The sequence below is a fragment of the Streptomyces deserti genome, from assembly GCF_054782695.1.
Genome location: NZ_BAAGRZ010000013.1, coordinates 27,798 through 42,546, shown reverse-complemented (window position 1 = coordinate 42,546; position 14,749 = coordinate 27,798). Strand labels below are relative to the sequence as shown.

Sequence of the window (14,749 nt, the reverse complement as noted above, 5' to 3'; positions counted from 1 at the left end):
GAGTGCGAAGGTGGCACTGAAGCACTCAAGCGCGCTGAAGCAGTCAAACACGCTGAAGCACTGTGCACGGTGCGGTACGCCCATGCGGCCCGGTGAAAGGCGGTGGGGACGATGCAGCTGCCCCTGGTCGTGGGTGTGGACGGATCCGAGCCCAGTCTGCTGGCGGTCGACTGGGCGGCGGACGAGGCCGCCCGGCGCGGTCTGCCGCTGCGGCTGGTGTACGCCTCCCTCTGGGAGCGCTACGAAGGCGGCGCCCCACCCGGCGGTTCCGAATCTGAGCACGCGGATGTGGTGGCGAAGGGCATCGTCGGATGCGCCGCGGAGCGGGCCCGCCGGCGCCATCCCGAGGTGGAGGTCTCCGTCGACGTCGTCCCCGAGGACGCGGCGGTCGCGCTCCTGCGCGAGGGGCACAACGCCTCCGCCCTGGTCACCGGGTCACGCGGGCGCGGCGAGCTGCAGGGCCTGCTGCTCGGCTCCGTCGGCCTGGTCGTGGCGGGGCGGGCGCACGGCCCGGTGATCGTGGTCCGCGGCGACCGCGCCGGCCGGACGGGCGCCCACGCGCGGATCCTGCTCGGCGCGGGAGAGCCCGCCACCGGCGGGGAGGCGGTGCGGTTCGCCTTCATCGAGGCCGACACGCGCGGATGCGTCCTGGAGGTCGTGCGGGCCTGGCGGTGCCCCGCGTACGAGGCCGCCGGCCGCCCTTTGCTCGCCGGGGACCCGGCGCGCCACCACGAGGACCGGGCGTCCGCCCTGCTCGACACCCTGCTCCAGGACCTCGTCGCGGAGTACCCCCGGGTCCGGGTGCGCCGCGCGACCGTGGAAGGCCCGGCCCGCAAGGTGCTCCTGACCCGGTCGGCCGCCGCCGACCTCGTGATCGTCGGAGCGCGGCGCCGGTCCGGGCACAAGGGCCTGCAGCTGGGCCGGGTGGGACACACCCTGCTGCACCACGCGGCGTGCCCCGTGGTGATCGTGCCGCAGAGGGTGTGACCAGGCAGGGTCGCACGGCGGCGGCGCGCACGCCCGTGCCGCCGTACCGGCGGTGCCGGAGTGGTCACGGAACGGGCCCGGCCGGTGTGTGTCCTGTGCCGGGCGCGGGTACCCCGAGCGGCGCGTGCGCGTCGCACCAGGCGCGCGGGCCGTCGGCGGGAGGAGCGTCGAGGTGACGGGCTGGACATGGGAGTACGAGGGCTACGTCCCGGCTGACGTGCGCCTCAGGGAGTCACTGTGCACGCTCGGCAACGGCTACTTCGCCACCCGGGGCGCGCTTCCCGAATGCGTCGCCGACGACGTGCACTATCCGGGCACGTACGTGGCGGGCTGCTACAACCGGCTCACCTCCGAGGTGGCCGGCCGCCGGGTCGAGAACGAGGACATGGTCAACCTGCCCAACTGGCTGCCGCTGCGCTTCCGCGTCCCCGGCGGGCCATGGCTCACCCCCGACACGGCGCCGGTGCTCGACCATCGGGAGATCCTGCACCTGTCCACCGGCGTGCTGGAGCGCCTGACGCGGTACGGCCTGGGCGAGGGCGGGGTGCTGGCGGTGCGCCAGCAGCGGATCGTGCACATGGCCGATCCCCATCTGGCCGCGCTGCGCACCGAGTTCAGCGCCGAGGGCCACTCGGGCCCGCTCGACGTCGAGGCGGCGCTGGACGGTGGCGTCGCCAACGCCGGCGTGCCCCGCTACCGGGAGCTGGACGGCCGCCACCTGACCCACGTGCACACCGGAGCCGCGGCCCCCGACACGGTGTGGCTGCGCTGCCGCACCCGGACCTCCGACATCCGGATCGGCCTGGCCGCCCGGCTCACCGCCGGCACGCCCGCCATGATCCGGTACGAGCGCCCGCGCGCCGTCCAGCACACCCGGCTGGACCTGTCCCCCGGCCGTACCGTCGCCGTCGACAAGACCGTCGCCCTGTACACCTCCCGCGACCCGGCGATCAGCGACCCGCTGCACGCTGCGGTCGACCGGGTCGGCCGCGCCCCCGGCTTCGACGAGCTGCTCGCCTCGCACCGCACGGCATGGGCCCAGCTGTGGCGGCGCGCGGAGCTCGACGTCCCCGGGGAGGCCGGCCGGATCCTGCGGCTGCACCTCTTCCACGTCCTGCAGACCCTCTCCCCGCACACCGCCGACCTCGACGTGGGCGTCCCGGCCCGCGGACTGCACGGCGAGGCCTACCGCGGCCACGTCTTCTGGGACGAACTGTTCGTCCTGCCCTACCTCAACCTGCACTTCCCCGAGGTCTCCCGCGCCCTGTTGTACTACCGCCACCGGCGCCTGGAGCGCGCCCGCACGGCCGCCCAGGACGCGGGCCGCAGGGGCGCGATGTACCCCTGGCAGAGTGGCAGCGACGGCCGCGAGGAGACCCAGCGACTCCACCTCAACCCGCGCTCGGGACGCTGGGTGCCCGACCACTCCCACCTCCAGTACCACGTCGGATCCGCGATCGCCTACAACGTCTGGCAGTACTGCGAGGCCAGCGGCGACACCGAGTTCCTGCACACCAAGGGCGCCGAGATGCTCCTGCAGATCGCCCGCTTCTGGGCGGACTGCGCCATCTGGGACGAAGGCCTGCGCCGGTACCGCATCAGGGGGGTGGTCGGCCCCGACGAGTACCACGACGCCTACCCCGGCGCGGCTGAACCGGGCCTGGACGACAACGCGTACACCAACGTCACCGCCGCCTGGGTGCTCAGCCACACGCTCGAGGTGCTGCGCGCCCTCCCCGATCCCCGCCGGCGTGAACTCGCCGAACGGACCGGCCTGGACGACGGCGAGCTCGAGCAGTGGGAGGACGTCTCCCGCGGCCTGCACATCCCCTTCCACCGGGGCGTCATCAGCCAGTTCGACGGCTACGGCGACCTCGCCGAGCTGGACTGGCACGCCTACCGGCAGCGCTACGGCGACATCCGGCGCCTGGACCGGATCCTGGAGGCGGAGGGCGACACGGTCAACCGCTACCAGGCCTCCAAACAGGCCGACGTCCTGATGCTCGGCTACCTGTTCTCCCCGGCCGAACTGCAGGGCCTCTTCCGGCGGTTGGGCCACCGTCTCGACGAGGACACCTGGCGTCGCACCGTCGACCACTACCTGCACCGCACCAGCCACGGCTCCACCCTCAGCGGCCTGGTCCACGGCTGGGTCCTGGCCCGGGCCCGGCGCGCCGAGGCGTGGGAGTTCTGCCAGGAGGCTTTGCGGGGCGACATCGCCGACGTGCAGGGCGGCACCACCGGCGAGGGCATCCACCTGGGCGCCATGGCCGGCACCCTCGACCTCGTCCAGCGCGCCCTGACCGGCCTGGAGACCCGCAGCGGCGCCCTCTGGCTCGACCCGGTCCCGCTGCCGGAACTGTCCTCCTACTGCTTCACCCTGCGCTACCAGGGCCACTGGGGCGTCCGGCTGCGCCTGGAGCCCGGACACCTGGAGATCGCCGTCCCCTCCTCCGACTGTTCCCCCCTCGACATACGTCTCCCGGACCGCTCGGTCTGCCTCCAGCCGGGCGAGTCGGGCCGACTGGTGCTCGTCGACTCATGGCCGCAACGGCACCGGCCCGCCGCCGCCGTCCAGCCCGTGACGGGAGCGGGATGAAACCGGAAACCCGTCCCTGAAACCGGCCAAAACTTGAGTCCCCCTGTATTAACTTTCCGGCGTCCTGGTATATAAGAAAGAGAGGCGGAGCAACGCAGGACCGCAGGAAGGAGGGACTCACATGCTGATGCGGACAGATCCCTTCAGGGAGCTCGACCGGCTCGCCGGCCAGGTCTGGGGCACGGTCGCACGCCCGAGCGTGCTGCCGATGGACGCCTGGCGCGACGGTGACACCTTCTTCGTGGAGCTGGACCTGCCGGGCGTGGCCCCCGAGTCGATCGACCTCGACGTCGAGGAGAACGTCCTGACCGTGAAGGCCGAACGCAAGCCGGCGTACGGCGAGGACAGCGAAACGGTGATCACCGAGCGGCCCACCGGGACGTTCAGCCGCCAGCTCTTCCTCGGCGACACGCTCGACACCGCGCGCATCGACGCCTCCTACGAGGCGGGTGTGCTGAAGCTGCGGATCCCGGTCGTCGAGCAGGCCGAGCCGCGCAAGATCGCCGTCACCGGCGGCGGGCAGAAGGAGCTGAGCGGCTGACCCGCGCATCCGCACCGCACGTCGCACCGGGCCCCGGAACCCCCCGCCGGGTCCCGGTGCGACGCGTACCGGAACCACAGAACGGAGGGAGGGCCACCGTGAGCGCCTTGGCATGGCTGCTCATTCCGTTGCTGACCGGCATCGCCGCCAGTGTCTGGGGCTGGTGCGCCGGGCGACCGCACCGTCCTGACATCTGGACCGACGTGGACCGCTACGACCGGCTCCGGGCGGCGTTCGCCCGGACGGACTCCTGACAGCGCGCGGCGGGCGCCGGAGCGGAGTTCACCGTCCGGCCGCCCTGCCTGCCCGCTCGGCGGATCAGCCGTGGTACGTGATGTAGCCGTTGCCGTCCGGGTCCGATCCACGCTTGGTGTAGGAGTGGACGTCGGCGCGGCTGCCGGAGGGCTTGTACAGGTAGATCGTGTCCTTGTCGTTGTTCCACATGAAGTTGCAGTTGTCGCGGTAGACGACGTTGTGCCCGTCGGAGTCGGTGCCGTGACCGCCGCGCAGCTTCACATAGTCGCCGGGCTGCAGGTAGTGGTTGGCGGAGAAGGTGAACTTGTTGCCGGTGGCGTCCTTCACGACGTACCCCTTGAGGTTCACCGTCTTCGAGGACGAGTAGTTCTTGACCGTCAGGAACTCCTCGTCGGTGTTGCCCGTCGAACAGTTGTTGGAGTCCCGGCCCGGCGCGTCGTACTGGATCCCCCGGATCTTCAGCGCGGAGTCGTACTCGGCGGCCCCGGCCGGGGCCGCCGCGAGAGCGGCCAGCGCGCCCGCGGCGGCGGTGGTGGCAGCGTCGACAAGGCGTATACGCATGGAAGTCGTCCCCCCTGTATGGCCTTTCGATGAAGGCCGTGTGGTGTTTCGGTGAAGGAGGGGATCGTACACAACCCGCGTCACCGCGGTACCGGCTTCACCGGAACACGGCACACCGCCACGCGCGGAGGGGCCCGGGAACGTTGCCGCTCCCGGGCCCCTCTGCGCGTCAGTGGCGGCTCAACCGCTCACGCGCCACTCGCCCGCAGCATGTCCTCACGCTCGACGATCTTCACGCGCTCGCGGCCCTCCGGCTCGCCCAGCGCCTTCTCGGCGGCGTCCAGCCGGTACCAGCCGTCCCACGTGGTGAAGCGGACCTCGCGCTCGGCGAGGAACGCGTCCACGGCCTCGGGGGCGGGGGAGACGGGCGTGTGCAGCCGGCCGTTGGCGAAGTCGTCCAGCAGGTTGGCCACCGTCTCGTTGGCGTCGCCCTTGGTGTGACCGATCAGGCCGACCGGGCCGCGCCGGATCCAGCCGGTGACGTACGTGGACTGCACGTGCTCGCCGGTCTCGCCGATGACCCGGCCGCCCGCGTCCGGCACGGTGCCGGAGTCGATGTCCCAGGGGAGCTTGGGGAGTTTGTCGGACAGGTAGCCCACCGCGCGGTACACCGCGGTCACGTCCCAGTCCTTGAAGGTGCCGGTGCCCTTCACGTTCCCGGTGCCGTCGAGCTCGGTGCGCTCGGTGCGCAGCCCGACCACCTTGCCGTCCTCGCCGAGGATCTCCACCGGCGACTCGAAGAAGTGCAGGTACAGCTTGTGCGGGCGGTCGCCGGCGTCGCGGATCGCCCAGTTCTCCAGGGTCTTGGCGACCATGTCGGCCTGCTTGTTGCCGCGCCGGGTGGCGATCGAGCCCTCGTCGTAGTCGATGTCCTCGGGGTCGACGATGACCTCGATAGTGGGGGAGTGGTCCAGCTCCCGCAGCTCCATCGGGCTGAACTTCGCCTGCGCCGGGCCGCGGCGGCCGAACACGTGGATCTCCTTGGCCCGGTTGGCCTTCAGACCGTCGTAGACGTTCGGCGGGATCTCCGTCGGCAGCAGCTCGTCCGCCGTCTTGGCGAGGATGCGCGCGATGTCGAGCGCGACGTTGCCCACGCCGAGCACGGCGACCTTCTCCGCCGCCAGCGGCCAGGTGCGCGGCACGTCCGGGTGACCGTCGTACCAGGAGACGAAGTCCGCGGCGCCGTACGAGCCGTCGAGGTCGATGCCCGGTATGGACAGCGCCCGGTCGGCCATCGCGCCGGTGGCGAAGATCACGCCGTCGTAGAACGCGCGCAGGTCGTCCAGGCCGATGTCGGTGCCGTAGTCCACGTTGCCGAACAGCCGGATCTGCGGCTTGTCGAGCACCTGGTGAAGGGCCGTGATGATGCCCTTGATCCGCGGGTGGTCGGGCGCGACGCCGTACCGGATCAGTCCGAACGGCGCCGGCATGCGCTCGAAGATGTCGATGGACACGCCGGGTTCGGCGGCCACCTCGGACTTGAGCAGGGCGTCGGCGGCGTAGATCCCGGCGGGGCCGGATCCGACGATGGCTACCCGCAGGGGGCGGGGCATGGTCAGGTTCCCTTCGAGCGGCGACAAGCGATCTCGCCGGGAAGCCTAAACTAAGGCAAGCCTAAGTTGGTACGCGGGTCCGGTCTATGAGCTCATAAGCGCGCTTTATGGGCAGGCCTCAGGGCAGCGGCTGCTCGGCCCAGATGACCTTGCCGGCGGGCAGATAACGGGTGCCCCAGCGGTCCGCGAGCTGTGCGACGAGGAACAGGCCCCGGCCGCCCTCGTCCGTCATGGTCGCGTACCTCAGATGCGGTGAGGTGCTGCTGCTGTCGAAGACCTCGCAGATCAGGTTGCGGTCCCGCAGCACCCGCACGTGGATCGGGTCACCGCCGTACCGGAGCGCGTTGGTGACCAGCTCGCTCAGGATCAGCTCGGTGGTGAACGACAGCTCGTCCAGGCCCCACTCGGCCAGCTTCCGGGTGACCGCGGCGCGCACCTCGCCGACGGCCGCCGGGTCGGGCGGCACCGGCCATTCGGCGACCTGTCCGGCGGACAGCGCCCGGGTGCGCGCGACGATCAGCGCGATGTCGTCGCCGGCCCGGGCCGGGCGCCGGGAGTCGAGCACGACCCGGCAGGTGTCCTCGGGCGACTCACCGGCCCGGGACAGTGCCTCGCGCAGCATCTCCAGGCCGACGTCGATGTCCCGCTCCCGGTCCTCGACGAGGCCGTCGGTGTAGAGGACGAGCCGGCTGCCCTCCTCCAGCTCCAGCTCGGCCGTCTCGAACGGCAGGCCGCCGAGCCCCAGCGGGGGACCGGCGGGCACGTCCGGGAACTCCACGCTGCCGTCGGGCCGGATCAGGGCCGGCGGGGGATGGCCGGCGCGGGCGACGGTGCACCGCCGGGAGACCGGGTCATAGATGGCGTACAGGCAGGTCGCGCCGGTGACCGGGGCGGTGGCGCCCTCCTCTTCCTCGTCCTGGTCGATGCGGCCGACCAGCTCGTCGAGCAGCGTGATGAGTTCGTCGGGCGGCAGGTCGAGCGCGGTGAAGTTGTGCACCGCGGTGCGCAGCCGCCCCATCGTCGCGGCGGCGTGCAGCCCGTGCCCGACGACGTCCCCGACCACCAGCGCCACCCGGGCACCGGACAGGGGCAGTACGTCGAACCAGTCACCGCCCACCCCGGCCTGCGCGGGCAGGTACCGGTAGGCGATGTCCAGGGCGCTCTGCTCGGGCAGGCTGCGCGGGAGCAGGCTGCGTTGCAGCGTCACCGCCATGCTGTGCTCGCGCGTGTAGCGGCGGGCGTTGTCTATGGACACGGCGGCCCGGGCGACCAGCTCCTCCGCCAGCGCCACTTCCTCCGCGTCGAACGGCTCGGGCTTCTCCGAGCGCCAGAAGCCGACCACACCCAGCACCAGGGCACCGGCCCGCAGCGGCACGGTGATCAGCGAGTGGATGCCGTACTCCGTGACCTGCGCCGAGCGCTCGAGGTCCTGCGCCCGCCAGCCGGGGGCGTCGCCGAGCCGCGGCTCCAGGACCGCCCGGCCCTCGGCGAGGCTGCGGCCCTGCGGGGACGAGGCGACGAACCGGATGTGCTCGCCCACGGGGTACAGCGGAGCGTCCTTGCGGATCCCGGCCAGCGCCGTGCGGTGCAGCGCGGCCGCCGCGTCCGGCTGCCCGCCGCTGAGCACCGCGTCGAACAGGTCGACCGTGCAGAAGTCCGCGAACCGGGGCACGGCCAGCTCCGTCAGCTCCTCCGCGGTGCGGGTCACGTCCAGGCTCGTGCCGATGCCCACCCCGGCGTCGTACAGCATGTTGAGCCGCTCGCGGGCCGCCTCGGCCCGGCCGGACAGGGCGCGCAGCTCGGTGGAGTCGCGGAGCGTGGCGACGCTCCCGGGCGGGCCTCCCGCACGGTCCGTGGACCGCTGGTTGATCGCCAGCAGCCGGTCCCCGACCAGGTGGACCTCGTCCGTGGCGACGCGTCCGGAGGCCAGCAGATCCGCCGTGCCGGGGTCCAGGCCGAGGTCGAGCACATGCCGTCCCTCGGCGTCGGCGGACAGGTCGAGCAGGCGCTGCGCCTCGTCGTTGGCGAGCATCAGGGTGCCCCCGTCGCCGACGATGATCACGCCCTCCCGGACGGCGTGCAGCACCGCGTCGTGGTGCTCGTACATCCGGGTCATCTCGTGCGGGCCCAGGCCGTGCGTCTGGCGCAGCAGCCGTCGGCTCACCAGCGCGGCACCCCCGGTGGCCAGGGCGAGGGCGGCCGCGGCGGCGGACAGGACAAGGGGCAGCTGCTGGTTCGCGGCGCCGCCGACGTGCGCGGTCGTGATGCCCGCCGACACCAGGCCCACGACCCTGCCGTCGGGATCCTTCACCGGCACCACGGCCTGCACGAGCGGCCCGATGGTGCCCGTGATCTGCTCGGTCACGGGCTCCCCGGCCAGCGCGGGCCCGATGGTCCCGACGAACTTCTTCCCGATGCGGTCCGGCTTGGGGTGGGTGTAGCGGATCCCGTCGGTGTTCATGACGACGACGAAGTCGACCTGCGCCAGCTCGCGGGTGGCCTCGGCGCGCGGCTGCAGTTCGGCGGTGGGGTCGGGGCTGCGCAGCGCCTCGAGGATGCCGGGTGAGTTGGCGAACGTCTCCGCGACGGCCAGGGAGCGGTGGCGGGCCTCCCGCGCGGTGTCGTGCCGCACCTGGAGCACCAGCGCCACCACGGCAGCCACGACCAGTAGCAGCACGATCACGACGTGCAGCAGGAACACCTGTCCGGCGACGCTGCGCCCGCTCAGCACCGACCGCAGCCCCGCCACCGGATGCCACCGCGACGGGCCCGCCTCCCTCCGCTGCCGCTCGGACGGCAGTCCGCCGGGTCGCACGGGCGAGCGAGTCCCGGATCGACCCACGAGTCGGACCATGTGCCATGTCTACACTGCCGGGACTCCGGAGGCGAGGGCGTCACCCATGGTGACAGGCGGTCCTCACGCTTTCGTCACCACTCAGGCCGCTCCTGCGTCACGTCCCACGCCGCCGTCGCGTCACGTCCCACGCCGCCGTCGCGTCACGCCGCGCGCAGTTCCGGCTCCCCGGGTCACTCCCCGAGGGAGCGGGCGAGCTCCGTCGTGGCCCGGGCGATCTCGGTGTCCTCGTCGGCCATCAGCCGCCTCAGGTCGGCGTGCCGGTCGCGGACCGCCTGCCGTGCCGCACGCTCCCACACCACGGGGTTCTCGCGGTGATTGAGCAGCTTCGGGTAGACCGCCGCGGTGCTCTCCCACTGCCGGGCGTCGGCGATGCTCTTGAGCAGCTGGATGATCTGTGCCCGGCAGGTCACGTGGGGAAGCTGGGCGAGATCCCACAGGAAGGGAACCGTGGCGGCGGTCGCCTGCTCCACGACGAAGCCGTACTGGCAGATCCGTTGGCGCAGGTCGCGCAGGGCCGCCTCGGCGGTGTCGGCGTCGCCCCAGGCGATGCCGTTGAGGAGCAGGGGAATGGCCGTCGCCGAGCCGGTGGAGTCCTGGATGTCGCCCCAGGGCACACGGTCCAGTGCCGCGAGCGGCGTGGTCCGGGCCACCCCCGTGGGGGGTTTGTCGCGCTCGGGGCGCTCGCTGCTCGGCTGCTGTGTCGAAGCGCTGCGCATGGCGGGGTGCCTTTCCGCGGCAGTCGTGTCAGGTGGGTGGACAGGTCGACAACCAGGCCCAGACGGTCTTGCCCGACGGCGGGGTCGGGGACCAGCCCCACGCCTCGGACAGGGCGTCGACGATGCACAGCCCTCTGCCGTGCTCCTCCAGCGCGGAGTCGGCGGTGGGCGCGTACACGGGCGGATTGTCGTCGGGGTCGGAGACGGTGAGCAGCAGGTACGCGGGGTCCAGGCGGAACGCGAGCCGGATCTCCGGCGCGCCCGTGGTGCGCGGCGCCGGGTGCGCGGCGTGTGTCGCGGCGTTGGCGGCGAGCTCGGTGATCACCAGGGTGGCGTCGTCACGGCGGTGGTCCAGCGACCAGACGTGCAGGGTGTCGCGCGTGAAGGACCGGGCCCGGGCGAGCCCCTCCCGGCTGCACTCGATGCTCAGCGCGGCGCAGGCGGACGTGACGCTCGACGTCTCCGGCATCGGGGTCGGCTCCTCGTACGACGTGGGCGTGTACGGGCCGTGCGGGAGTCCGTTGACGAGGCCGGGACCACCTGCGAGTGCCGCGGCCCCACTCGGCGGCCGGAGCACGCGATGCGCAGGTAATGACACGGCATCTCCTCGATGCGACGTCAGGATGCGGCGCCGAACCGGGGGTTGACGCCGCAGCTATTATCCACGCTGACGGCGCTCGCGTGCAATTGCACGAGAAATTGCGCGAAGTTCGAGCGGGATCGCGTACGGCCGGCAGACCCGGCCGTCCCGCCCGGGCGATCGGGCACGGCACGCGGCGTGAAACCGGAACAGCAAGGAGACTGCGGTGCCACCAGTGCAGAACGGAGTGCGGGCGAGCTCGTTGGGCGCCCGCTGGATCAAGAGCCGGCACAGCAACGCCGAGGGCAACTGCGTCGAGGTCGCGGCTCTCGTCGACGGGGGTATCGCGATGCGCAACTCCCGTGATCCCGACGGGCCGGCGCTGGTCTACACGGCGGCGGAGGTGGCGGCGTTCCTGGCCGGGGCCAAGGACGGCGAGTTCGACCACCTGCTGTGAACTCCCGTCAGGGACAAGCGGAGCCCAACTCCCCACTTCTGTGGGGGATCCGCGGGTGGGTGCGATGAGGCCCGGCGAAGTGCGATAGTGTAAATCGCCCTTGTGCCGGTTTGCTGGGAGCTCTGATGTCCGCCGCGTCGCATCGCATCTCCCGTCTGGAACCCTATCTGGACAGGCCCGAGCCAGCTCCGACTTTGCTGAAGATGCTGGTCGGAGTGCAGCTCGCAGGCTTCCGCGAGGACGCCGGGTACGCCCAGGACCAGGCGGCGCGCGCCGTCGGGTTCAGCCCGGCGAAGCTGTCCCGCATCGAGTCCGGCAAGGGCCGCCGCCCGCCGTCGGAGAGCGACGTCCGCGCGCTGCTGCGGCTGTACGGCACCGACGACTACGAGGCCTCGGTGCTGCTCAAGCTGCTGCAGCGCGCCGGCGAGCCGGGCTGGTGGCAGCGGTACGACAAGCGGCTGATGCCCGAGTGGTTCGACCGGCTGGTCGGGCTCCAGGAAGCGGCCGCCACCATCCGTACGTTCGAGATCCAGTACGTGCCCGGTCTGCTGCAGACCCCTGCCTACACCCGGGCCGTGGTGGAACGCGGCCTGCCGAACGCGCCCGCCGGTGAGGTGCGGCGCCGCGTCGAACTGCGCACCCGCCGGGCCGAGTTGCTGCTGCGGCCGGACGCCCCGCAGCTGTGGGCGGTGATCGACGAGTCGGTCCTGCTGCGGGTCCTGGGCAGCCGCGAGGTGATGCGTGAACAGCTCGCGCACCTGATCGCGATGGCCGAGCGTCCCAATGTCACGGTGCAGATCGTGCCGCTGAACGTGACGAACGCGTCGGCCCCGGCCATCCCGGTCACGTATTTGCGCTTCGGCGGCCTGGACCTGCCCGACGTGGTCTACCTCGAGCAGATCAGGAGCGCCACCTTCCTCGAGGACCGCGACGAGACCGAGGAGTACCGGATCGCGCTGGACCGGCTCGCGGACGAGGCCCTCCAGCCGCGTGACTCCCTGGAGATGCTCCGCGACACGATGGAGCAGCGCTACCCCGGCTGATACGGGAGCACGACACGGGAACGCCCCTCCCGGATCGGTGAGGGGCGTTCCCGGCGCAGTCGGCCCCGCTACTGCGGAATCCGCCCCACTCCGCCGAACTCGATCCACTCGTGGGTGAGTTGGCGAGGTGCGACCTCGGTGTCCGGTCGCCAGGTGGACACCTCCACGAGCCCCGGCTCGAGGATCTCCAGCCCCTCGAACAGCTCGGCGACGTCCTTCTCCTCACGGACGCGGCCCCAGTGGCCCTGCGTCGCCTGGTCCATGAAGTCGGTGACGAAGGCGCGGACCTCGGGGTCCTCGCTGACCAGCTGGCACATCACCATGAAACTGCCGGGCACGAGCCGTTCCCGGACCCGGCGGGCCACCGCGAGCGGCCCGTCGATGTCACTGTCCGGGATGCAGTGGAACACCGAGTTGAACAGCACGCACACCGGCTGGCTGAAGTCGATCAGGCGCTTGGTGTCGGGGTGGTCGAAGATCTCGTCGGTGGCCCGCATGTCCGCGTGGATGACGGCGGTGCGCTCGTCCTGCTCCAGCAGCGCACGGCCGTGGACCAGGACCATCGGGTCGTTGTCGACGTACACCACGTGCGTGCTCGGGTCGATGCGCTGGGCGACCTGGTGCACGTTGTCCTGGGTGGGCAGCCCGGAGCCGTGGTCGAGGAACTGCCGGATCCCGTACTCCTCGGTGAGGGTCCTGACGACCCGCTGGAGGAAGCGCCGGTTGTTCAGGGCCAGGCGGCGCGTGCTGGGCACGACCTTGTCGAGTTCCTCGCACGCGGCACGGTCGGCCGCGTAGTTGTCCTTGCCGCCCAGGTAGTAGTCGTACATCCGCGCGGCCGTCGGCACATTGGCGTCGATCTGCGTGGACAGCTGCTTGTCGATGGGCATCGTTCCCCCTGCTTGGTGCCGCGCCAACTGGCCTGGCATGACAGGGAATACATCCTAGGGAGCCGGACTCGGCCGGTGCCAGCCCACTGCTGAAGCAACCCGAACGAACGACACGGTGGATGTCGCGTTCCGGCAGCGGTGCGGCGCCCGGTGCCGCTGCGACCGCACCGGCACCGACTGGCATCCGCACCCCTTCAGGCAGCTCCGCCGGCCCCTCCCCGCTGGGCGGCGATCATGGCCCGGTACCAGTGGTAGCTGTCCTTCGGGATCCGCTCCTGTGTGGCGTAGTCGACCCGGACGATCCCGAAGCGCCGGTCGTAGCCGTAGGCCCACTCGAAGTTGTCCAGGAGCGACCACACATAGTAGCCGCGTACGTCGACGCCGGCGTCCATCGCCGCCTTCAGCGCGGCCAGGTGGTCCCGCAGGTAGGCGACCCGGTCGGCGTCGTGCACCGCTCCGTCGGCGCTCACCTCGTCGTCCTCGGCGGAGCCGTTCTCCGTGATGTGGATCGGCGGCAGGGCGTCGCCGTACCGCTCCTTGAGCCGGACCAGCAGGTCGGTGAAGGTGCCGGGGGCCACGGGCCAGCCCATCGCGGTGTACCGGGCGCCCGGCAGCCGGACCTCCGCGTAGCGGTTGTCGGTCGCCACGCGCCGCGCGGGATCGCTTTCGCGGTAGGGGGCGTCGGCGACGACGATCGGCCGGTAGTAGTTGACGCCGAGGAAGTCCAGCGGCTGGGAGATCAGCTCCAGGTCGCCGTCCCGCCGGAACTCCTGCCCGGTGATCAGCTCACCCCAGGTCTCCTCTTCGGTGGCGGGGTAGCGGCCCGCCAGGATCGGCTCGGTCCACACCAGGTTGTGCTGGGTGTCGGCGCGGACGACGGACGCCAGATCGGCAGGAGAGCCGGTGGTCGGCAGGTTGTGGTCCAGGTTGAGGGTGATGCCGGCCTCGCGCACGCCGGCCGCGCGCAGCGCCCGCACGGCCAGGCCGTGGCCGATCAGCAGGTGGTGGGCGGCGGCCAGCGCGCCGCGGCCCTCGCGGGCGCCGGGGGCGTGCCGGCCGACGGAGTAGCCGAGGAAGGCGCTGCACCACGGCTCGTTGAGGGTGATCCAGCGCGGTACGCGGTCACCCAGGTGCTCGGCCACGACGGCCGTGTACGCGGCGAAACGCTCCGCCGTCTCCCGCAGCCGCCAGCCGCCCCGGTCCTCCAGGGCCTGCGGCAGATCCCAGTGATAGAGGGTGGCGGCGGGCTCGATGCCGGCCGCGAGGAGTTCGTCGACCAGCCGGGAGTAGAAGTCCAGTCCCTTGGGGTTCACCGCGCCCGATCCGTCGGGCACGACGCGCGGCCAGGCGATGGAGAAGCGGTACGAGTCCACGCCCAGGTCCCGCAGCAGGGCCACGTCCTGCGGATAGCGGTGGTAGTGGTCGCAGGCGACGTCACCGGTGTCGCCGCCCGCCACCAGGCCGGGCGTGTGGCTGTAGGTGTCCCAGATCGACGGGCCGCGGCCGTCCTCCTGGGCCGCGCCTTCGATCTGGTACGAGGCGGTCGCGGCACCGAAGACGAAGCCCGGCGGGAAGCGGGGGAAGTCACTCATGCGAGGAGGCCCATCTCGAGGTGTGCGGTGGTCACTTCACGGCCGAAGGAGGCTCCCGACTCACGGTCCGGCCGGGCCGCGGGACGCGGTGTCCGGTACGCGGGTGGCTGCACCGGCG

13 protein-coding genes are annotated in these 14,749 nt (G+C 71.9%); 6 read left to right on the top strand and 7 right to left on the bottom strand.

Translation table 11 applies throughout. The features are described 5' to 3' along the window. The first annotated feature begins 111 nt into the window (after positions 1 to 111). The 4 genes from ACYVMZ_RS21800 (at position 112) to ACYVMZ_RS21785 (ending at position 4,381) form a co-directional block, all read left to right on the top strand. Positions 112 to 987 carry a universal stress protein gene (locus ACYVMZ_RS21800; protein WP_461082155.1) on the top strand — a complete coding sequence of 292 codons (876 nt, stop codon included), beginning with the start codon at positions 112 to 114 and terminating at the stop codon, positions 985 to 987. A 172-nt stretch (positions 988 to 1,159) separates the two neighbouring features. Next, the gene (locus ACYVMZ_RS21795) at positions 1,160 to 3,586 is read left to right on the top strand and encodes a glycoside hydrolase family 65 protein (protein ID WP_461082153.1); all 2,427 of its coding nucleotides are present in this window, start codon (positions 1,160 to 1,162) and stop codon (positions 3,584 to 3,586) included. Positions 3,587 to 3,707: 121 nt separating this feature from the next. Beyond that, on the top strand, positions 3,708 to 4,127 hold the full coding sequence (locus ACYVMZ_RS21790; RefSeq protein WP_461082151.1) for an Hsp20/alpha crystallin family protein: 420 nt from the start codon (positions 3,708 to 3,710) through the stop codon (positions 4,125 to 4,127). Positions 4,128 to 4,225: 98 nt separating this feature from the next. After that, the gene (locus tag ACYVMZ_RS21785) at positions 4,226 to 4,381 is read left to right on the top strand and encodes a hypothetical protein (RefSeq protein ID WP_461082149.1); all 156 of its coding nucleotides are present in this window, start codon (positions 4,226 to 4,228) and stop codon (positions 4,379 to 4,381) included. 64 nt (positions 4,382 to 4,445) lie between these two features. Here the strand turns inward: ACYVMZ_RS21785 and ACYVMZ_RS21780 are convergent, their stop codons facing one another. The 5 genes from ACYVMZ_RS21780 to ACYVMZ_RS21760 form a co-directional block, all read right to left on the bottom strand. Beyond that, a complete protein-coding gene (locus tag ACYVMZ_RS21780) occupies positions 4,446 to 4,943 on the bottom strand; it encodes a lamin tail domain-containing protein (protein ID WP_461082147.1) in 498 nt (165 codons plus the stop codon). A 188-nt stretch (positions 4,944 to 5,131) separates the two neighbouring features. Beyond that, positions 5,132 to 6,496 (bottom strand): FAD-dependent oxidoreductase, encoded by a 1,365-nt coding sequence (locus tag ACYVMZ_RS21775; protein ID WP_461082145.1) that lies wholly within the window; start codon positions 6,494 to 6,496, stop codon positions 5,132 to 5,134. Positions 6,497 to 6,614: 118 nt separating this feature from the next. Beyond that, positions 6,615 to 9,350 (bottom strand): SpoIIE family protein phosphatase, encoded by a 2,736-nt coding sequence (locus ACYVMZ_RS21770; RefSeq protein WP_461082143.1) that lies wholly within the window; start codon positions 9,348 to 9,350, stop codon positions 6,615 to 6,617. Between the two features lie 173 nt (positions 9,351 to 9,523). Further along, positions 9,524 to 10,069, bottom strand: coding sequence for a hypothetical protein (locus ACYVMZ_RS21765; RefSeq protein ID WP_461082141.1), 546 nt, complete (start codon positions 10,067 to 10,069; stop codon positions 9,524 to 9,526). 28 nt (positions 10,070 to 10,097) lie between these two features. After that, positions 10,098 to 10,691, bottom strand: coding sequence for an ATP-binding protein (locus tag ACYVMZ_RS21760; RefSeq protein ID WP_461082396.1), 594 nt, complete (start codon positions 10,689 to 10,691; stop codon positions 10,098 to 10,100). A 184-nt stretch (positions 10,692 to 10,875) separates the two neighbouring features. On the opposite strand from ACYVMZ_RS21760, the gene ACYVMZ_RS21755 reads away from it, so the two are divergent. Further along, a complete protein-coding gene (locus ACYVMZ_RS21755; protein WP_461082139.1) occupies positions 10,876 to 11,106 on the top strand; it encodes a DUF397 domain-containing protein in 231 nt (76 codons plus the stop codon). Positions 11,107 to 11,231: 125 nt separating this feature from the next. Then, a complete protein-coding gene (locus ACYVMZ_RS21750) occupies positions 11,232 to 12,149 on the top strand; it encodes a helix-turn-helix domain-containing protein (protein ID WP_461082137.1) in 918 nt (305 codons plus the stop codon). A gap of 68 nt (positions 12,150 to 12,217) precedes the next feature. On the opposite strand, the gene ACYVMZ_RS21745 is transcribed toward ACYVMZ_RS21750, so the two are convergent. Beyond that, positions 12,218 to 13,039, bottom strand: coding sequence for an SAM-dependent methyltransferase (locus ACYVMZ_RS21745; protein WP_461082136.1), 822 nt, complete (start codon positions 13,037 to 13,039; stop codon positions 12,218 to 12,220). 194 nt (positions 13,040 to 13,233) lie between these two features. Continuing rightward, positions 13,234 to 14,631, bottom strand: coding sequence for a GH1 family beta-glucosidase (locus ACYVMZ_RS21740; protein ID WP_461082134.1), 1,398 nt, complete (start codon positions 14,629 to 14,631; stop codon positions 13,234 to 13,236). Between the last annotated feature and the right edge of the window lie 118 nt (positions 14,632 to 14,749).